Genomic DNA, 20,090 nt, shown 5'->3' on the forward strand with positions numbered 1-20,090 from the left:
AGGTAGGTGTAATTCCCTGCAAGACTTACCCTACGAGCATCACTTGAGCCCCGGCTTCTCCCTGGTTTCCATCTGGCGAGAATAAGTCCGGGGCTTTTGGGCTGCAATTTCCCATAAGAAAGCCTCAAAAGTATTTTTTTGCTATCAAATGGGCTAAAACTGCTCATGAACTATTTCCGTGAGCACCGGAAACGTGTAACATGGATCTTATAGAAATAAATCGACAAAAAGTGATATCTGTCGCTGTAATGAGGGTGGAAGGAATACATAGATGAGAAAACACTGGATCATGCTGACGCTAAGTTTCATTTGTGTTGTTCTGCTTCCGCTGGGTTGGATCGCCCAGGTATGGATCAGTGAGCGGGACAATCCTCAGGCGATAAAGGGGCGTATAGATCTACGTCAATGGGAATTCAGCCAGGAAGGTGCTGCTCCGTTAAATGGCATCTGGGAATACTATCCTGACAAGCTGCTCGGCCCGGAAGATTTTGAAGCGGATATGTCAGGCCGCAGACCATTGTCCGCACCTATGGGGGTTCCGGTTCCGTCCAAATGGAATGCAGCACTTGGCAAGGGAGAAGGTTATGGAACATATCACTTGCAAGTGAAACTCACCCCCCGTCACTTGCAAGATCGTTATGGGATTCGTACGCAGAATATCCGCATGTCACATCGCATTTTTATTAACGGAAATCTCATAGGGGGTATGGGGGCCCCTGGGGTAACGAAGGACTCGGACCGTCAAATGAATCTACCCTTTACAGGCTTTACTTCTATAGAGGGAGATACAGCTGACATTATTATTCAGGTATCTAATTATAGTTATGCCTCCGGAGGCATAGTAGCATCTGTTTTATTCGGGGATGAAGGCAGTATTCTCCGGAGTCAACAGCTGGAAGGGCTCAAGGATCTCATGACCTTGTTTGGATTTATGCTGCCCGCTGTTTTTTTTCTCGTGTTATTCAGGCTGCGACGAAGTGAAAAAGAACTTCAATTTCTAGGACTTTTCAGTCTATCGGGGGCATTGTACGCTCTCACACATGGAGAGAAGCTGCTTGCAACCTTTATACCTTTCCTGACGCACGATGCGATGCTCCGCATTCAACTTCTCAGCGGAGCGTTCTCGTATTATTTTTTGCTTCGATATCTAGCTGCACTAGTACCGGGAGCCGTCCATAATTGGTTCGTGCGTTTGGGTTTGATTTTGCTGATTGCTCAGTCTCTGATTGGTCTTACTTTTCCAACCACGCTGTTCTCGACCTTTGAGGCGCCGATGCTGCTCATCTCGTTCTCCGTTCTGATCTATGCCATACGAACGATGATCCATTGGTCGCGTAAAAGGACGAACGACAGCCACTTTGCTCTGGTCGGCCTTATGAGCATTATCATGGTTGTTGTGCTGTTCACCATCGGGGCATTTGTGGCGGTTGACACCGCCTTTATCGCTTTGCTTGAACTTCTGTTATTTGTTCTGATTCAGATGTTTGTTACAGCCATTCGTTTTGCACAGTCATTCCTTGAAGTGGAGGCTTTGTCGGAGCGCTTGCTGGTGATTGACAGCCTCAAGGATGAATTCATGGCGAATACATCGCATGAGCTGAGGACACCGTTGCATGGCATTATTAACATTGCGGAGTCTATGCTGGAAGGCGCTGCAGGCGCTGTTACTCCAAAACAAGCCAAAAATCTGTCCATGATTACCGCCACCGGGAAGAGGTTATCCCTGTTAGTCAATGACATTTTGGACTTCTCCAAACTGAAAAACAGCGAAATCGAGTTGAATCGTGTTCCTGTTGATCTGGAGTCGGTCGCTCGAACGGTTGTTGAAGTTTCGGGTTTTACGTTTGGGGACAAGCCCATCGTGCTGATTCAGCAATGGCCTGATGCATTGCCGCTGGTGCAAGCGGACGAGGATCGACTGCGGCAAATTCTCTATAATCTTCTTGGTAATGCTTACAAGTTTACAGAGCATGGTGTAATACGGCTGTATGCCTCTGTTGAAGGGGATAAGGTTAGAGTATCTGTTGCGGATACTGGCGTGGGCATTGCACCCGAAAGGTTAGACAATATTTTTCAATCTTATGAGCAAAGCAATGGAACGATGGAACGGGCTTATGAGGGGACTGGACTGGGCCTCAGCATCACCAAAAAACTCGTTGAGCTGGGTGAAGGTGACATATGGGTTGAATCAGAGCCGGGAGTCGGATCGACATTTCATTTTACGTTACCCGTTGTACAGTTACCGTTGCTGCAAGATCAGACCAGCCCTGTTAAGGCACGTTATGTGACAGCGCAAGGGAAAAAGACGAAGGACTACGTTGCTAGGGATTCGAATGACTCCAGTTCACTATATGAGCAGAATGAGAAGCACATTGGGGAACCTACGATTCTGATTGTGGATGATGACCCTGTGAATCGCCATGTGCTTCTGAACTTGCTCTCTACGGAGCATTACCGGGTCATCGCAGCAGACAGCGGCTTTAAAGCCATCGAGCTGTATGAGCAGCATCCATCCATCGATCTGGTTATTACCGACTGGATGATGCCGAAAATGTCCGGTCCAGAGCTTTGCCGCAAGCTGCGGGAGCATCGATCGTTGTCCGAGCTGCCGATTTTGATGCTAACTGCTCGTGGATTACCCGAAGATATTCGGCACGGTTTCCAGGCGGGCGCGAATGATTTTTTGAGTAAACCGGTCGATGCGGGTGAATTGCGGGCGCGGGTTAGGACTCTAATTGAGCTGCGTACTTCTGTACAGGATACGATTCGAACGGAGATGGCCTTTCTTCAGGCGCAGATCAAACCTCATTTTCTTTACAATGCGCTGAATGTAATTATTGCAACTTGTGCTGTAGACCCCGACAAGGCAACGGATCTGCTGATCGAACTGAGTCATTACTTGCGAGGCAGCTTTGATTTTCAAAATCGAGAGCAACTGGTTCCCTTGTACAAAGAACTCGAATTGGTGGAGTCCTACGTTCATCTGGAACAGGCGAGGTTTGAAGACAGGCTTGTCGTTAAATATGAAGTGCAGCCGGACATAAGGTTGTTTTTGCCACCGCTCACCATTCAACCGCTTGTAGAGAATGCGATTCGTCATGGGGTCATGGAGAGGGCCGCAGGCGGTACGGTGCGGCTTCATATTTTCCAGGAAGGTGACGATGTCATCGTTCGTGTGCTGGATGACGGTGTTGGCATACCTCCTGAACGGATGGCTCAGGTGAAATCAGGCCGAACAGAAGGTCCAGGAGGTGTTGGGCTGCAAAACATCAATCGCCGTCTTATGTCGCTCTACGGACAAGGACTGAATATCCAAAGTCATGTAGGAAGCGGTACACAAATTCAATTTCATATTCCGCTAAACCAGGTTCATCATTTTACATGAGACTTTAAGTTCGTGAATTTTGGGTAATTATGGTTAACATAAAGAAGCAAAAGCCGATACAGCGGCTATCCATATTAAATCTCTCATGGCAGGAGGTTGGGGAACGTTGAGAGCCATAGTCATTGATGATGAGAAGCCAGCGCAGCTTCATCTGCAGCGCCTGCTGCAGTCAGACGGAAGAATTGACTCCGTTCAATGTTTTTCAACAGCACGCGAAGGTATTCACTATTTGGCAATCGATCGTGTGGATGTTGTATTTTTGGATATTGGTATGCCGGAGGTTAATGGTCTGGAAGCGGCTGAATATATACAGCAACTCGATTCGAGCATTCGGATTATATTTGTAACTGCCTATGCGGACCATGCGGTGGAGGCATTCGAGCTGCATGCTCTGGATTATGTATTGAAGCCAGTCAGTTCCGCCAGACTCAGCAAGACTATTGATCGTATCGCAGGCACGATGTCTTATCACGCTCAGACAGCTGCAGCGATGGAGGTGCAGGAATCGGAATCGGAAGCCGCCGAGGAGTCGGAATTTAAAGCACCTGGTCTGTTGACCTTTAAACATCTGGATATATTCAGAAGTCTGGAGCATAGCGCGGAGAAACATAAATGGCGTACCACCAAATCACAGGAACTATTTGCATTTTTGTTTCATCACCGGCAAGAGTGGGTAAGCAAGGAAGTTCTGCTTGATAAGCTTTGGGCCGATGTTTCCCAGGATAAAGGGCTGACACTGTTGCATACATCTGTCTATCAGATTCGCAAACTATTGAAGGAATGGAATATGACAGGCAAGCTGGAGTACAATATGAACCGTTATCGTCTGCTGACAGGTAACTTGGTAAGCGATATTGAACAATTTGAGCAAGGCTTGTCTTATCAAGCTGTCACTTCGAATAATGTGAACGATCTGAGGCAGATTGCCCTGCTCTATCGCGGCGATTATCTGGAGGAGCATGACTATGATTGGGCTAGATCCAAGAGCAGGGAGCTCCGGCGCAAGTATATGGGACTCGTCATGGATATTGCTCATTGGGAGATGTCCCACGAGCGGGGTGAGCAGGCGATTGAGCTATTAATGGAATTGCAGGAACGTGAGCCCTATTCGGAAGAAATCTGCCGATTAATGATGGAAATCTATGCTTCCATGGATGACCAGCAAGGCATATCGCGACTGTATCATTCCTTCACATTGACCTTGAAGGAGGATCTGGGTCATCAGCCCGAACCTGAAACGAGCAAGCTATACGAAAGTCTGACCAAACAATAGATATTCAGGCAGAAGGGGAGTAGCGCGTGAAATTATTCATACACCGTAAAGATCTGCGTACAGATGATCTAAGCGCTTTGGATTATTTGCGTGAGCAGGAAGAAGAGAGCCTGCATGTGTTGATCTATGATCCATTTCTGCTTCGACAAGGCCGGGAGAAGGAGCACAGCGGTGTGAACTTCCTCCGTCTTGCTGCAGCACTGGGCAGAAAGTATAGGGAAGCCAAACGGCAGTTGCAAGTAGCTTATGGCAGACCTGCTGAAGTGGTGGATTGGTTACTGAGCCACATGGAGGACAAGATCAGTGAGATTGTCGTCCATCGGGATATGACGCCATATGCGATAGAACGGGATCGAGAGATACGTAACGTCTGCGATTCTTATGGGATCGCCTTTACCCAACTGACGGATCATTTGCTGGTTGATCTGAAAGCTTTTGCCACGTTTACAGGCAAATCAGAACCTTATAAGGTTTTTGCTGCCTTCCATCGGCGCTGGGTTGAATTCATGAACGAACATCCTAATCCACCATCGGCAGCCACGATTGCAGACGTGAATATAACTGAACGAAATGTGGATTGGCCGGAGGTTATGAAGGTTCCTGGTGCTTTGTTGGGGAATTCGGACGAGGCAGGAGATGAAGAGGATCCGCATATGTTGCTGGATCGTTTTCTGTCCGAACGAGTGGCGGATTACGGGGATCATCGGGATGAGTACGAGGCCTATGAGCCAAGCCATCTCAGCTCTTATGTAGCTGTGGGGGCAGTATCTATTCGCAAGATGTATGATGCCGCACAGCGTATATCCGAAGCTGGGGAGTGGATTAGACAGCTCTGCTTTCGCGATTTCTATTTATACAGGGCAGTCTATGAGCAACATTACTTTACGTATGAAAAAGTGTATGATCTCTCTGTTCTTCAAGATGCTCATTTCGAACGTTGGTGCAAAGCGGAAACGGGCATTCCGATTATTGATGCTGCCATGACAGAACTGAACGAGACCGGGCATATGCCCAATCGGCTCCGCATTCTGACAGCGATGTTTCTGACCAAAAACCTTCAGTGTCCGTTCACGCTGGGTGAAGCATACTTCAGAAGGAAGCTGAAAGATTATGATAACATCCAGAATCGGGGAAACTGGCTGTGGTGCGCATCACTGGGTGAAAATGCTGCGCCATATTTCCGTGTGAATAATCCGGTTACGCAGTCTGAGAAGTATGATGCTCAAGGCGACTATATTCGCAAGTGGCTACCTGAGTTGAAGGACTTGCATAGCAAGGAGATTCACCAGCCACGCAAGGATGCAATCGTAGATCTGAAGGTGTCCAGGCAGGCAGCCATCGACGTGTACAAGCAGATTTTGGCGAGCCGGGAGAAAAATTAGGTCTTAACTACATTCTGATATGCTGATGAAGGCAGGGAGGCAGCTCCTTGCCTTTTGTTATATAAATTAAGAAATGTGCGAAATAAGAAACCGCATCTGCATTTGGGTGTGCTCTTGCACTTCTGATTGGGTTATGTGGTATTTAATTACATATTTTGTAACTGTTTTAGTGTAAGATAGATTTAGAACAGGGAAAAATGGAATTTTTGATTGCATTGATAACCGAAGGGATGAGGTGCATGAAACAAAGTCAATCTGTGGAGTTGATCGGTAAAGAGGCCGCGACATTGATCGGTCTGAAATGGGAGGGGACGTTCGCTGAAGCAGGGGCTGGGGGCATTCGCGAGGTGCAGACCGAATTCAAGCTTCGCCTGCATGAAATCGGGAATGTGATGCACCCGGATGAGCTACTCGGGCTGTCGTACCATGTGACAGAAATCGGATTTGTTCACTATGTTGCCGTCCAGGTAGATGACGTGGCATCTTCGAGTGTTCCGGAGGGTATGGTTCAATTTAAAATTCCGGCACATGATTATGCGAAATACAGTCATATCAAAGGAGAATCCATTGAATCTTCATATCATCAAATATATGCATGGATTGAAGAACAGGGACTCCGTCTATCGAATGAGCCGCTTACGCACTATGAAGTGTATCCTATGGAGCAGGATTCCAATGATCATGAACCTGAATTCAGCATTTTTGTACCAATAAACAAAAAAAAGTTAGAGTAACGACACAACAAGCCACAGGCCGCGTCAGAGTGGCCTTTCTGACATGTGTAACGATGTGAAGTATATAAAAACTTCTTGGAAATTAAAGAAATATTAAGAAAATAGACTACACATGTTAAGCGATATGCTTTTTAATAGATAGAGAGCTTCATGGACTAAGTCATATTTAACATATTGACGAATACATAAAGGAGAACCTCTAAACTATGAGTCAAACACTGAAAAGAGAACGAATACCGGAGTTGAATCTCGTCCGGGCTATGGCGATTATCGGTGTGCTATTTGTACATTCCACCTCCAATGCTTCGCTGGAAATGACCAATTCGAATTATTATTGGCTGTACAACTTTGTGAATATTTTTATGAAATATGGTACACCGACCTTTATTTTTTTGAGCAGTTTTGTGCTGTTCTATAATTACTATACTCGTCCGCTAGACAAGAAATTAGTCACGAATTTTTACAAGAAGCGCTTTGTTTACATTTTACTGCCCTACTTTTTATTTTCCATTATGTATTATGTTTATCTGCATTATCTGCATTACCAGGGACGTCCATTTAATGAGTCGTTGATTACTTTTATTGAGAAGTTGTTTACAGGCAAGGCCTACACACATCTATATTTTGTCTTTATTAATATGCAATTTTATCTGATCTTCCCACTCGTGCTGTGGCTGCTGAAGAAGTATCCTTCTGTTGTAAAATGGTCTATCCCGATCGGGTTGCTTATTCAATGGGCCTTCATCGTCAGTAATAAATACGGATTCCAGGTGCCCAACAAAGGAAGCTGGGCGTTCTCCTACTTCTCCTATTTTATGTTAGGAGCTTTTATGGGCGTGTATTTCCCGCAGATCAAACAATGGTTTGTGATCAGCCGGGCGAATGCAACCAAAGTGCGTGTAATTTCATGGATTTTGCTGTGGGTAGTGTGGATCACGGCTGGACTTGCTCACGTGTACATTTATTATTTGCTACGGTTGAAAATTGCGACCTATAACACGTTATGGTATGAGCTTTTCTGGAATGTGCATACCTATGCCTGTGCACTGGTCGTTATCCAGATTGCATATTTGCTCTACCGCAAAGGTCCTGCACTGATTGTCAAACCGCTCAATCGACTGGGTGCATTATCCTTTGGTATTTATCTGATTCATCCGTTTTTCCTTCTGTTCTATCGTGAGCATCCACCCCAAACGGGGGTATCCTGGTTGATTCATCTTTGGTACGCTGCCGGATTTGGCGTTGCACTGATCGCTTCATGGATTGTGGTCGGGCTGGCGGCACGATTCTTGCCACATGCCTGGATTATCTTTGGTAATCTGCCCAAACCGAAGCCGCGTCTTGTACCACAGCAACATTCGGGGCAGGTGGACGTCTGATCTTGGAGTCAGATCATATCTGATCATAAGCCGTTTTCAAATTCAGCCTTAGGTTGAGCTTGAGAATGGCTTTTTGTTGTGCTGAGGTGATTCCTTGTCTGCAGATACTATGTGTGATTATCGTGGGAACGAATGTTTCTTTTTCAGAATAGAAGGGTAATCATAAGGCGGAATGATAATAACTAGAAAACTTCGAGAACAGGATCAAGGTGATCATACATGACGAGATGTGAACAATGCGGGAAACCGATGCAAGATATATTGGAATATGTGGAGCATATTCTCCACGAATGCAGTGATCAGGCAACTGAATTTAAGTCGGAGGAGTACAAGGCTTACGGCTATGAGGGTGTTCGCGAGCAGTTGTGATACAATAGAAAGAAACCGGATTCATTCGGAACCGAGGTGACAACCATGGAGACAGGATCAGCCCCTTTCCGCGAAGGAAAGACAGAACACGAAACGCGACAAACCAAGATATGTATGTATTGCGGGGAGCGACGGCCTGCGTCGGAGTTTCGGCGTAGAACGGGAAGGCGTGCGAGTTCTGGAGCCAGACGCGGAGCCTGTCGCCGTTGTCGTCAACTCGGTGTACGAGAACATCATAACCGTGATATGCGAGTGGCCCAGGCAACTCCATCTGTAATGCTTGAACGTCGTGGCCAAGATGGGATGGACAACCCTCGGGAAGACATGGCTTCATCTCCGGTGAAGAACGGACGGGAACGGAACGAGCAAATTACATCGCTGGAATCGGCCGCACGCATTGAACAGAGCCGTGATCTGGGGAAACACGTAGATACACATGAATTAGCAAGCAAGTTATCTTCTGAGGCTGGGGCTGTGCTGAAAAACCAGATGGAGGAGGATGTAGCGATTGCTTCGGTTGCTACGTCTAGCCAGCGAAAAAAACGACGAAGACGGCGGAAAAAGAAGCCGTTAGACATGATAAGTGCTTATGCCCCTGCTCAGGCAGAGAGCGAGGGTGAGGCATCCACCGATCTGCATGCGGTGGATGAAGGGCCGCCGGGCGGGGAGCATCCGCCCGGGGATGTGCATTCGCCAGGCGCAGCCGCTGCGAATGGCAAGGGCAGTGCACAGCGGGCGCGCAAGCGAGCTGCCGCTGCAGTTCCGGCCGCCGAGCCCGCGTCGGCGGCCCAAGCCCTGCTGCCGGTTGCGCCGCAAGGCCCGGCAGCAGGGCCAGCGCCTGTGGCTGCGGACGAACCGCCCGCAGCCCGGCGCAAACGCAAGCGGCGCCGCAAGCTTGCGGCCGCGCTCGCGCCCGGCGCAGGGCAGGCCCGCAGCGGAGCTGCTGAGGCCTCTGCGCCGGAGCCAGGGCTTGCCCGTGGCGATGCCAGCACGGGCAAGCCCAATGCGGCGGCGAAGGCAAAGCCAGCCGCCGCAGGGCGGGAGCCATCGCATGCCAGCCGCAGTCACGGGGCTGGCATGGATGGCCGTCCGCGGCGTCATCACGCGCCGCCGGCAGCGATTGATCCGGAAGATCCGGCTTCGCTCCGGACCAACCGTCAAGGCATGGTGCGTATGCGCGGCAAAACGGACAAAGGACGCCGCTGGCATCAGGAAGTGGACATGGAACTTGCTGTTACACTGGTAAAGGAAAAAGCTGCTGTTGTAGTCAATCGGTATACCATTCGCCGATTGTTCAGCAACAAGGATTTCAAGCGGTTTATTCTGGACCGCGACAAGTACACCTGTTACTTCTGTGGTTCCTACGGAGATACCATTGATCATCTTCTTCCACGGGCCAAAGGCGGACATACAACACCGCTCAATTGTGTATGCGCCTGCAATCTGTGCAATCAATCCAAAGCGGCGATGGATGCGGATGAATTCATTCATTCGGGCATCCCCGAATGGAATGCGGCCCATCAGGCAGAATTACTCGCCCTGGAGATACAGGAAACAGGATTGGAATAAGCAAGAGACAAGCTATGCTCCTGAAGATTCAGGCGCTTTCATATGTGAAGCACATCCAGATGAATGATCAGGGTGTGCTTTTTGATTTGCTCTCTTATTTAAATATTTCTTCAAATTGACAACGATGCCGCATGCCAATGTACGTTATACTTGGAGGGCGGCAGTCGAGTTGTTTTAAAACTGAACTGTACTGCTTTGATCAATGCTACCCGTTATTTTACGAATGAAATAGATCGAATAGATTGGATGGATGCGGATGACACCAGCAGCACTTGATATTATGTCATACATCACGGAGGAAAATATTCGGTTCTGGCTTGAGAAGTTTCGTTCTCTCGGTCCATTGCCGGGCATTTTGCTTACGTTTATGAAGTCATTTGTACCTCCGCTCCCAACGTTATTAATTGTGGGTGTGAACGGAGCGGTGTACGGGTTGTGGGCCGGATTTTTATACTCATGGATCGGCATGGTGCTTGGCTGCACCGTGACATTTCTGATCGTACGAGAGATCGGGAAATCTGCTTTTGTGGAAAAGTGGGCACGTAAACCGCGTGTAAAGCGAAGCATGGTATGGATTCGCAGAAATGCATTCAGTTATGTGTTCCTGCTTAGCATTTTTCCGGTGGGACCGTTTGTCATTATTAATGTGGCTGCAGGTATTGCCCGAATGCGGTTGTTATCCTTCCTGCTGGCGGTGGGGCTGGGTAAAGGTATCATGATTTTCTCTGTAACGTATATTGGTTCCAACGTAGAGCAGTTTCTGGAGCATCCGGTACGCTGGATCGGCGTCGTGTTGTTCATTGCATTATCCTTGTGGGCGAGCCGGAAATTGGAACGTCACTTCACCCGGCTTAACCCCGATCAGGATGAACGACAACCAATACATCAGGCTTCAGAAAAATCGATTTCCTCATAAACTTAGCCAAGCAAACAGCATGTCGTAGACTCCTTTATCGAATACCGGGTACGTCAACTTGTACTACAAGGTAAGCTGGATATGGAGGGCAGCCCGCGTGCCATGCGTTTCTATCGTGTTCGAATATCAGGGGGAATGTAGCTCCATTCGGAAATCTCCCCCTGTTTATGAAGGTATAAAACACGACTACAACTCAAATCCTGCGATTGAGCCATAGTTTGGTTAGAGGTCCGCCTTCCCCATACACCGGGTCTGTGCGAGGTACAGGAACCTCTAAAATCTCTTGTAACACCTCAGGCCGCTCCCCTGGTTTGCCTGTACGTGTGTTGTAACGCATACCTCCAGGATAAGCTCCCGCGATTCGAAAATCGGGACTGGCCTTCAGGCGTTTATGGCCGGTTCCGGCAGGCAATACAACGACGTCACCACTCTCCAGATAGACCTTCTTTCCGTTCTCACCGCCTATAATTAAATTCACAAATCCACTCATTACCGCAAGCGCCTCGTGTGCATTGCTGTGGTAATGATGATAATCATATACCCCGTTGATCCAGCTATTGCCCCAGCCGTTCCGGTTCAAGTTGGATTCGGCACGGGTAGGCTCGGTCCGCCAGACTCCTTGGTATAGAAGTACTGGCAGATGCGGATTGTTCGGAATGACTCCGTCGTCCTGAAAATTCATAGACTGGATATCGCTATCTTGCCTTGGATCTCTCATTTTAGTTCACCTCTTTCCATGTATTAACCTTTCAAGGAATAAAGGAACAAAAAATATTTGTAAAATGATACAAAATGTATCATTTTCAGGTTATACTCGATACAGACATTCTCTTTAAAGCGCCCGATGAAAACAATGAATAGGGGGAAAATATGTGAACATTGTGGTTACAGGAGCTTCAGGATTTGTTGGATTTAATCTTGCACAATTTTTGGCGCAAAAGGGACATCAGGTCACTTTACTCGATCAGGATGACTATTGTCAGAGACTTGTTCACCGACCTCCATTGCACGATATGCCATTCATCAAGTGTAACCTTGCTAAAGACAATATTCATTTGCCCCCCAACACCGATTGCATCATTCATCTTGCCGCCATGCCTCACGTCGACTATTCATATCATCAGCCCGCAGAGGTATTTCGCAATAATACTCTCAGTACACAAGCTATCCTGCAATATGCTGCCGATCACGACATTCCTCTTTTACTCGCTTCGTCCGTTGAAGTGTACGGTGGCGAATGGGGCAGAGTTTACAACGAATCAGATCCTTATGCACCTGTCTCCCCTTATTCTGCCTCGAAAGTTGCCTGCGAGACACTAGCTCAATCCTACGCTCAATGTTATCAACTTCCGGTGAAAACATTCCGTCTGACCAATTTGTACGGGCCATGGCAAGTGCCTGATCGCATTATTCCGCGTAACTTAGGGCGCATGCTGGATGGATTGCCACTGGATATTCAGGGATCAGCTGTACGTGATTTTCTGTATATCGATGATGCGCTGCGAGCGATCGAGCAGATTATGACTCATGGTCAAGATGGACAGACCTATAACATCTCTACCGGTATTGGAACGACAATGCAAGAGATTGGGATGTTGCTGGAGCCTCTCGATCGATCAGCAACAGCGAAGGAGATAAGGGAACTGGAACCTACACAATCCAGGGGTTCTAGCTTGGTTGTTCACTCCGGCAAGCTGCGCGCAGCGTTTGGCTGGTATCCTCAGACTACATTGGAGCAGGGACTGGAGAAAACATTCCACTGGTACCAGGAGCATGCCGACTGGGTCAGGTTATTCAACCGGGAGTATCATACGACGCGTACAAGTCGCAGCTTTATCATTGATATGGCACGGTATTCCGTACCAGCGATATAAAAACAAAAAAAAGCCAGGGAAGGGTGGTTGTTCGGCACCTTCCTTGGCTTTTTTTTGCGCCCCCGTCATGAGATATAAGTGTTCGGAATGGACCCGAACGAATGGAGCCTAAATTTCGACGGTTAAGCTGGTTTGCCACTCTTTGCGATCTTCACGCAAGGAGCGTAAAGATTATCCGAGAATGCAAGCCTGAATGCATTATTCGTGATGTTTTTTCACATCAGCCACTTTATCTTGAACGGCCCCTTTGGCCTTATCCATTTTACCCTCAGCCTGAAGGGACTTGTTGTTCGTCGCGTTACCGATCTGATCCTTCACTTCGCCTTTGGCCTTGTTAATGCCTGCTTTAATTTTATCGCCAGTTGAATTACTCATATCGAACATCTCCTTCGTTGTCTGGTGTAGTCCTTATTAACCGGGCTGAAGATAATCTAAACGTTCACGCGCAGAATCCATTTCAAAATGGTTTTGGCAAGTTGTCAGATTTCATGTCTTTGTGAAGTCATCTAAGAATGGGTCTGGACGGCTGGAGATTGTCGCGAACTTTCGTTGGGGTCATTCGTTTTTGCATTCTCATTCGAAAAGGTCCATACTTGCTTGAGTACGATGTTTGAACCTAGAGAATAAGGCTGGGGCTATCGCTGCATAATAACCAAAGTGACCAAATTCGTTGCATGAACGATATATTTTTGGAAATCCATTCCTGAAAAAACGTTCAATATGCACTTTCATATGTGCTTTTCGTACATATGGTTTGTTGTGATCATGTCTTAATACCACATATGGTAGCTCGTGGCGTTTGGAAAAGAAATATGACTTGTCGGGACAAGCCAGCGCGCCTTGACAAAAAAATCGATTTTGTTACAATGTTCACAATATCTTCACAAGTGTAAAAAATTTCTTTTTCATGTTCATGTGTAAGAGGTGTAATATAAGGGTATAGAGTTCGGTTTCGGCCTGCTTGTCGTTTTGTGCGTCAACCTGTGTTGTGCGCAACAGACCCAACATACCATGCATACGTGAGAGTGGTCTTTGGCTGCGCTTATCCTAATGTGTGAAATTTGGTACATTTAGTGTATTGATGTATTTGTGGTTCGGCTCAGCTTGACAGGCATCATGAAAGTCGCGGACTTCTATCCCAAAGTAAAGGAGGACTTTCTCTTATGTCACAATCGCCTACTCAACAAGAGGTGCCAGTAACAGAAGGCGCTGAGCGCCAGTCCCTGGACGTACTGGATCAACTGATGAAGCCTGAGGTACAGGAGTCTCTAACTGTATTGGTGGAGAACCTGCCTAAATTGGCTGAAATGGTTACAGCAATGACGAAAGCTTACGACTTCGCGCAAGGTATCGCTACAGACAAAGTTCTGATCAGCGACACAATGAGTGCAATGGGTGAGTTCGCTAAACCTGTTGTAGACAAAGCTAAAGGTGTAGCTTCTGCTGCCATCGAGGCAAATGACCGTGCGCAAACCGAACAATCTTCGGTTGGCCTGTTCGCTATGCTCAAAATGCTTAAAGATCCAAACGTACAACAAACGCTTCGTTTTGCTCAATCTTTCCTGAGCATCCTGAACGAGCGTGGGCAAACGAAACGTTAAGACTTAGAAAGAACGGAGGATGGATATGTCGAAGCAAATTTTGATCTTGGGTGGAGGATACGGCGGTCTGTTGACTGCGCTGACTGCGCGTCAATACTTGACTCCGGAAGAAGCGACAATTACAGTCGTGAACCGTTACCCTACACACCAAATTATTACGGAACTGCACCGTCTTGCTGCAGGAAGCATTGCTGAGCAAGCTGTTGCTCTCCCGCTTGAAAAATTGCTGCGTGGTAAAGATGTGAACCTGAAAATCGATACGGTGGATACAATCAAGCCTGACGAGAAAAAAGTTCTCATGACTAGCGGCTCCACATACTCTTACGATGCACTCGTCGTTGCCCTCGGCAGCGAAACTGCATTCTTCGGAATTCCGGGACTGCAGGAGTACAGCTTCACACTCAAATCGGTTAGCGATGCAAACCGTATTCGTGCACACGTTGAAGCACGTCTGGATGCTTACAAACAATCCGGCAACAAAGCAGACGCAACGTTTGTTATTGGTGGCGGCGGTTTGACAGGTATCGAGCTTGTTGGTGAATTCGCTGACCTTCTGCCAGGCGTATGCCAACAGAAAGGTATCGATTTCAATGATATCTCCCTGTACACTGTAGAAGCAGGCCCGTCTATTCTGGCTGGTTTCCCGCCAGAACTGGTTGATCGTGCAAAATCCAGTCTCGAAAAACGCGGCGTTAACTTCATTGTTGGCGTAGCGATTACTGAGATGAAAGAAAACGAAGTATTGCTGAAAGACGGCAGCTCGATCCCTACGAACACACTCGTATGGACAGGTGGCGTACAAGGTAATGCGGTTGTTGCGAACAGTGGAATCGAAGTGGATCGCGGCCGTGCAAAAGTAACGGAAGTACTGCAATCCACATCCCACAAAGATGTGTTTGTTGCTGGTGACAGCGCAGTAGTCTTCCCTAGCGAAGGTGCTCGTCCGTACCCTCCAACAGCACAATTGGCTTGGCAAATGGGTGAAACCATTGGTCACAACCTGGGCGTAATGTTCAAAGGTGGCGCAATGGAATCCTTCTCGCCAATCTTCTCCGGTACACTCGGAAGTTTGGGTCGTAAAGACGCTGTCGGCATGATCGGTGGCAACCAAACTCGTCTGAAAGGTCTGCCTGCAACCATGATGAAAGAAGCAAGTAACATCCGTTACCTGTCCCACATCCATGGCTTGTTCGCACTGGCTTATTAATCTATAGCACTAACGTTAAAGGGCGCCCACTGGGCGTCCTTTTTTTGTTATGCTCTTCTGGACTTGAACTTGCTTGATATGATCTAAGTAAGAGGAGAGATGCTTCATGCAGATGGTAAGCGAAGCACTGGAGATACTCACAGGTATGAACACAAGGCTTTATACAGATATTAAACGGAACGTCCGGAACCGATAGGAGCCTGAAAGAAAACGAAAACAGAAGTGATAGTAGGAGAGACATTAGAAGCGAAGATAGGCAATAGTGAAGATAGGCGGGGGCTCCTTTATCATGAGCAGGACAGTACGTGCGCGTTCCAAAGAATTCTGTTGGTATAACGTATTACGATATATCACGGACCCAAGATGTGTAGGGTTTAGCGACTCAGCCAGCGCTTAAAAGCAGCCGCTTTCGTTTAAAAGATAGGATGAGGCTTTCATTAGAGTCTATAAGATAAACAAAGATATAGCAGACAGGGAGCAATGATATCGCTCTTTTGCGCAACCCGAGAGGAGAATGAATTATGAACGTACTGGTGATTGGAGCAAATGGACAGATTGGTAAACACCTGGTGGAACAGCTGGCACAGGAAGACAAACATCAGGTTACGGCCATGATTCGCAAGCCGGAGCAGGCAGACGCACTGAAGAAACTTGGTGCACAGGTTGTCATAGGTGATCTGGAGGGTACCGTGGATGAGCTTGCTGAAGCGATGAAAGATCAGAATGCCATCGTATTTACGGCTGGTTCAGGTGGCTCGACGGGTCCGGACAAAACGTTGCTAATCGACCTGGATGGTGCAGTGAAAACGATGGAGGCCGCAGCGAAACAGAACATTTCCAGATATATTCTAGTCAGCGCCTATGGTGCCGATCAGCGGAGTAAATGGCCGGAAGAGATCAAACCGTATTATGTGGCAAAGCATTTTGCGGATCGTGCATTGTTTGCCAGTGATCTGAACTATACTATTATCCGTCCCGGAGGTCTGAAAAATGAACCGGGAACCGGCAAAGTGGCTGTGGGTACTGACCTGAAACCAGGCAGTATTGCTCGTGAAGATGTGGCACGTGTCATTGCAGCCTCCTTGCAGGAAGAGAAGACCTATCGGATGGCTTTTGATCTGATAGCTGGAGATCATGCAGTATCGGACGCTTTAGGTAAATTGTAAACAGATGTTGTAAACTAACGGGAGAAGGATATGACGGGTGAGGGGGAATCAGCATGAATGAGACTGTGCTGGTCATTGAAGATGAGCCCAAAATTGCACGATTGCTTGAACTGGAGCTGCAGTATGAAGGGTATCAGGTCACGAAAGCAAGCAGTGGAACAGAAGGGTTGGAAAAGTATAGCGAGGGGCAATGGGATTTGATTTTACTGGATATCATGTTGCCTGGTCTAAGTGGCATCGAGGTTTTGCGACGAATCCGAGCCAGAGATGCAGCTATTCCAATCCTCATGCTGACAGCGAAGGATTCAGTGGAGGATAAAGTGTCGGGCCTGGATCTTGGCGCCAATGACTATATCACGAAGCCTTTTCAGATTGAGGAGTTGCTTGCCCGAATTCGTGCAGCGCTGCGGCTTGCTGCGGCTTCTTCTGCCAGGACGTTGAATCATGACCCGAAGCAGGAAACCGTGCGGGAGTCGGCAGGTCAGCAGCGGGAAGCAGACACAGCGTGGTTAACTGCTGCTGATTTGAAACTGCATGAAGGGACGCGCGAGGTTTTTCGAGATGGACAAGCCATAGAGCTTACCCCTCGCGAGTTTGATCTGCTGGTGTATCTGCTACGCAATCAGCGTCAGGTGCTCAGCCGGGATCAGATCGTACAATCCGTGTGGGGATACGATTATTATGGGGATACCAATGTGGTGGACGTGTATATCCGTTATGTGCGCAAGAAGGTAGATAACGGATTCAAGCTACCTCTAATACATACCGTAAGGGGCGTAGGATACGTCCTGAAGGAGCAATCATGAGCTTGCGCAGTAAAATCTACGGATATTCGTCGGTTTTATTTGCTGTGCTGTTAATTGCGGTGAATCTGTCTGTCTATTTCGTATTTGAGCGAGTATCCATTGATAATGAGATTCGCCGGATTGAAGCAGAAGCCGAATCGATCGTCGCAGGAGTGCGTCAGTCCGCTGGCTCGATTCCCCCGGATGATCTGCTTCGGGCTTATGCGCCCGTGAATGGCATGTTGCGCATTGTACATGAAGACGGCAGCAGTTCACCTGTGACCACAACCGCAGCATCTGAACAACTCAGCAAATTGTCTTACCAGTATGAAAATGAGAAAAAAGCCGCGTATCTCCAGGTGGATCAGGTTGGTTATGTGTGGGTTTCCATGCCATTAATTTGGCCGGATGGAGAAGTCGTAAACCTGCAGGTTACCCAGAGTGTGGCAGAAACAGAGAAGGGGCTTGTTACCCTGCGCACCGTATTGGTGATTGTCACCATTATTGCGCTGATTCCTGCGGTGATCTCCAGCCGAATTTTGGCGAACCGCATGACAAGACCGATTCAGCAAATGACACGTACGATGAGTGATATTCAAGCGAGTGGACATTTTAAGCGGTTGCCGCTGGAGGAAACCTCAAAGGACGAATTGAACACGATGGGCCAGACGTTCAATCGCATGATGGATCTGCTGGAGTCGAACTTCGAACGGCAGGAGCGCTTTGTCTCGGATGCGTCACATGAGCTAAAAACACCGCTGACGATCATTGAGAGTTACGCCAGTCTGCTCAAGCGCCGGGGGAAGGAGCGGCCTGAAGTGTTCGATGAAGCGGTGGAAGCGATTCTGTCGGAATCGGTACGTATGCGTGAGTTGACGGAGCAGCTGTTGCTCCTGGCCAAACAGCCGGAGCAATGGAATGTAGAGCTAGAGCGCGTAGATATTGCGAAGCTGGCCGAGGATTCTACGCGTGCATTCCGCGAAGCGTATCACCGAGAAGTGCGGTGTGACGCTTCAAGCCCCCTCTGGGCGATGAGCGATGAGAGCAAGCTCAAGCAGCTGCTGTTTATTTTGCTGGATAATGCTCGCAAATATAGTGAAGATGCCATTGAAGTCAAGCTGGATAGCCAAAGCGAACACTGCCGGATACGGATCGCGGATACAGGTATAGGTATGCGGCAGGAGGATCTGGCGAAAGTGTTTGACCGTTTTTACCAGGTCGATGTCTCCAGAACCCGAAGCGGAAGTGCCAGCGGGTCTGGTCTCGGACTGTCGCTGGCCAAGGAGCTGGCAAGCGCTGTGGGGGCACAGATTGAGCTAACGAGTACCGAGGGGGTTGGCACGGAGGCATGTATTATTTTACCACGATCCAAATCGGACAGCCGAGGCAGCTCACTCTCATGAAATTCTCATTCTTCTCTTCTATACTGATGACATACAAGGTTAGTATATAGCGTTTCAACGTGAATACTCAGATAAGTTATGGAAGAATGTGAGGAGGAAGTGCGTATGGCAGAGCAGGAACAGCAGCCTGAAATGACACGAAGTGATAACGAACATGAGCATAGGCGTGGAGACAAAAATTTAAATAGAAGTCATACAGGGAAAGGATCACGAAGGTTACTGTGGTTGGGGACCGGAACATTGGCCATAGTGCTCCTCGTAGCAGTGATATGGTGGAAACCGTGGGAACCTGCTCGTGAGCAGTTATCTGCTGATACAGTCGCGCAATCTGTGCTGAATCAATACCCGGGAGAGATCATTCATTCTACCCTGAAGGACGGTACGTATTTGATGCAGCTTCGTTCGGAGACAGGTTTATACGATGTGCAGGTCGATGCATTTACGGCGGCTGTTCAATCCATCAAACGTCTGGAGTCGAGTCCGCAGGCTGAAGAGAAGACGTTGTGGAGCCGTGAGCAGATGAAGTCGGAGTTGCTGAAGCAAAGAGCCGGGGAGCAGCTTGTATCGCTGGAACTGGTTGAGCGGCAAGGCAGTCCTGTGTTCACCGCCGTGGTAAAAGCCAAGGATAACAGCCGCCAAGAACTGACGCTTGATCCGTATACGGGCGAGATTGTTTCGTCCAAAGCGATCAAGTCACCTCCGCCATCGGCAACGGGAGGAACGGATAAAGAGCCACAGTTTCTAAGTGAGAAGCAGGCCGAGCGGAAGGCACTTGCGAGAGTTCCCGGCGAAGTGGACGATGTGGAGCTGCGTGGCACGAACAGTGGCAATCCGTATTACCTGGTTGAGATCGATCTGGAAGACGGCCGGGAGGCGACGGTACAGGTGAATGCGATTTCGGGTGCCATACGTTCGGTAACTTGGGATAAGGACGACGATTAGGAATTTCTATAAGGATCTATGAATTGATAAGTGATGATCGCCTGAAAGGACATTTCTTACATTGAAGTAATCGTGTCAACACTCATTGCAGTTCAATTTATAATA

Annotated in this window: 17 protein-coding genes and 1 pseudogene; 16 read left to right on the plus strand and 2 right to left on the minus strand. The window is 48.1% G+C overall.

Annotated elements, in window-relative coordinates; translation table 11 throughout:
- Positions 1 to 271 precede the first annotated feature (271 nt).
- The 9 genes and pseudogenes from ABIE27_RS05525 to ABIE27_RS05565 form a co-directional block, all read left to right on the plus strand.
- Complete coding sequence (locus ABIE27_RS05525; protein WP_429350069.1) at positions 272 to 3,385, plus strand: ATP-binding protein; 3,114 nt, start codon at positions 272 to 274, stop codon at positions 3,383 to 3,385.
- A gap of 106 nt (positions 3,386 to 3,491) precedes the next feature.
- Entirely contained in the window at positions 3,492 to 4,658 is a 1,167-nt protein-coding gene (locus ABIE27_RS05530; protein ID WP_161556901.1) for a response regulator, read from the plus strand.
- Positions 4,659 to 4,684: 26 nt separating this feature from the next.
- Positions 4,685 to 6,040 carry a cryptochrome/photolyase family protein gene (locus tag ABIE27_RS05535; RefSeq protein WP_429350070.1) on the plus strand — a complete coding sequence of 452 codons (1,356 nt, stop codon included), beginning with the start codon at positions 4,685 to 4,687 and terminating at the stop codon, positions 6,038 to 6,040.
- Positions 6,041 to 6,279: 239 nt separating this feature from the next.
- Positions 6,280 to 6,774: a GyrI-like domain-containing protein gene (locus ABIE27_RS05540; protein ID WP_429350071.1), complete on the plus strand. Its 495-nt coding sequence runs from the start codon at positions 6,280 to 6,282 to the stop codon at positions 6,772 to 6,774.
- Positions 6,775 to 6,980: 206 nt separating this feature from the next.
- Positions 6,981 to 8,153 (plus strand): acyltransferase, encoded by a 1,173-nt coding sequence (locus tag ABIE27_RS05545; RefSeq protein ID WP_429350072.1) that lies wholly within the window; start codon positions 6,981 to 6,983, stop codon positions 8,151 to 8,153.
- A gap of 219 nt (positions 8,154 to 8,372) precedes the next feature.
- Positions 8,373 to 8,522 carry a hypothetical protein gene (locus ABIE27_RS05550; RefSeq protein ID WP_161556902.1) on the plus strand — a complete coding sequence of 50 codons (150 nt, stop codon included), beginning with the start codon at positions 8,373 to 8,375 and terminating at the stop codon, positions 8,520 to 8,522.
- A gap of 114 nt (positions 8,523 to 8,636) precedes the next feature.
- Positions 8,637 to 10,091 carry an HNH endonuclease gene (locus ABIE27_RS05555; protein ID WP_429350073.1) on the plus strand — a complete coding sequence of 485 codons (1,455 nt, stop codon included), beginning with the start codon at positions 8,637 to 8,639 and terminating at the stop codon, positions 10,089 to 10,091.
- A gap of 256 nt (positions 10,092 to 10,347) precedes the next feature.
- Positions 10,348 to 11,007, plus strand: coding sequence for a TVP38/TMEM64 family protein (locus tag ABIE27_RS05560; protein WP_429350074.1), 660 nt, complete (start codon positions 10,348 to 10,350; stop codon positions 11,005 to 11,007).
- Positions 11,008 to 11,031: 24 nt separating this feature from the next.
- Positions 11,032 to 11,148, plus strand: a pseudogene (locus ABIE27_RS05565) (DUF3658 domain-containing protein); the annotation flags it as partial.
- A gap of 52 nt (positions 11,149 to 11,200) precedes the next feature.
- Here ABIE27_RS05565 and ABIE27_RS05570 read toward each other — a convergent pair.
- Positions 11,201 to 11,725, minus strand: a complete 525-nt coding sequence (locus ABIE27_RS05570) for a cupin domain-containing protein (RefSeq protein ID WP_429350075.1) — start codon at positions 11,723 to 11,725, stop codon at positions 11,201 to 11,203.
- 154 nt (positions 11,726 to 11,879) lie between these two features.
- Here ABIE27_RS05570 and ABIE27_RS05575 point away from each other — a divergent pair, with 154 nt between their 5' ends.
- Positions 11,880 to 12,881, plus strand: a complete 1,002-nt coding sequence (locus ABIE27_RS05575; RefSeq protein ID WP_240036762.1) for an NAD-dependent epimerase/dehydratase family protein — start codon at positions 11,880 to 11,882, stop codon at positions 12,879 to 12,881.
- Between the two features lie 198 nt (positions 12,882 to 13,079).
- Here ABIE27_RS05575 and ABIE27_RS05580 read toward each other — a convergent pair whose 3' ends face one another.
- Positions 13,080 to 13,256, minus strand: a complete 177-nt coding sequence (locus ABIE27_RS05580; RefSeq protein WP_090921556.1) for a CsbD family protein — start codon at positions 13,254 to 13,256, stop codon at positions 13,080 to 13,082.
- 788 nt (positions 13,257 to 14,044) lie between these two features.
- Here ABIE27_RS05580 and ABIE27_RS05585 point away from each other — a divergent pair.
- The 6 genes from ABIE27_RS05585 to ABIE27_RS05610 all read left to right on the plus strand — a co-directional run bounded on the left by ABIE27_RS05585 (position 14,045) and on the right by ABIE27_RS05610 (position 19,985).
- Positions 14,045 to 14,482, plus strand: coding sequence for a DUF1641 domain-containing protein (locus ABIE27_RS05585; protein ID WP_123064008.1), 438 nt, complete (start codon positions 14,045 to 14,047; stop codon positions 14,480 to 14,482).
- A gap of 25 nt (positions 14,483 to 14,507) precedes the next feature.
- Complete coding sequence (locus tag ABIE27_RS05590) at positions 14,508 to 15,689, plus strand: NAD(P)/FAD-dependent oxidoreductase (protein ID WP_123064009.1); 1,182 nt, start codon at positions 14,508 to 14,510, stop codon at positions 15,687 to 15,689.
- 521 nt (positions 15,690 to 16,210) lie between these two features.
- Complete coding sequence (locus ABIE27_RS05595) at positions 16,211 to 16,855, plus strand: SDR family oxidoreductase (RefSeq protein ID WP_123064010.1); 645 nt, start codon at positions 16,211 to 16,213, stop codon at positions 16,853 to 16,855.
- A 53-nt stretch (positions 16,856 to 16,908) separates the two neighbouring features.
- Complete coding sequence (locus ABIE27_RS05600; protein WP_123064011.1) at positions 16,909 to 17,661, plus strand: response regulator transcription factor; 753 nt, start codon at positions 16,909 to 16,911, stop codon at positions 17,659 to 17,661.
- Entirely contained in the window at positions 17,658 to 19,043 is a 1,386-nt protein-coding gene (locus tag ABIE27_RS05605; RefSeq protein WP_123064012.1) for a sensor histidine kinase, read from the plus strand. The genes ABIE27_RS05600 and ABIE27_RS05605 overlap by 4 nt, the downstream gene beginning before the upstream one ends.
- A 105-nt stretch (positions 19,044 to 19,148) precedes the next feature.
- Positions 19,149 to 19,985 (plus strand): PepSY domain-containing protein, encoded by an 837-nt coding sequence (locus ABIE27_RS05610; protein ID WP_161556903.1) that lies wholly within the window; start codon positions 19,149 to 19,151, stop codon positions 19,983 to 19,985.
- The last annotated feature ends 105 nt before the right edge of the window (positions 19,986 to 20,090 follow it).

Origin of the sequence: Paenibacillus sp. 4624 (assembly GCF_050435065.1) — a bacterium.
Classification (GTDB): Bacteria; Bacillota; Bacilli; order Paenibacillales; family Paenibacillaceae; genus Paenibacillus; species Paenibacillus amylolyticus_D.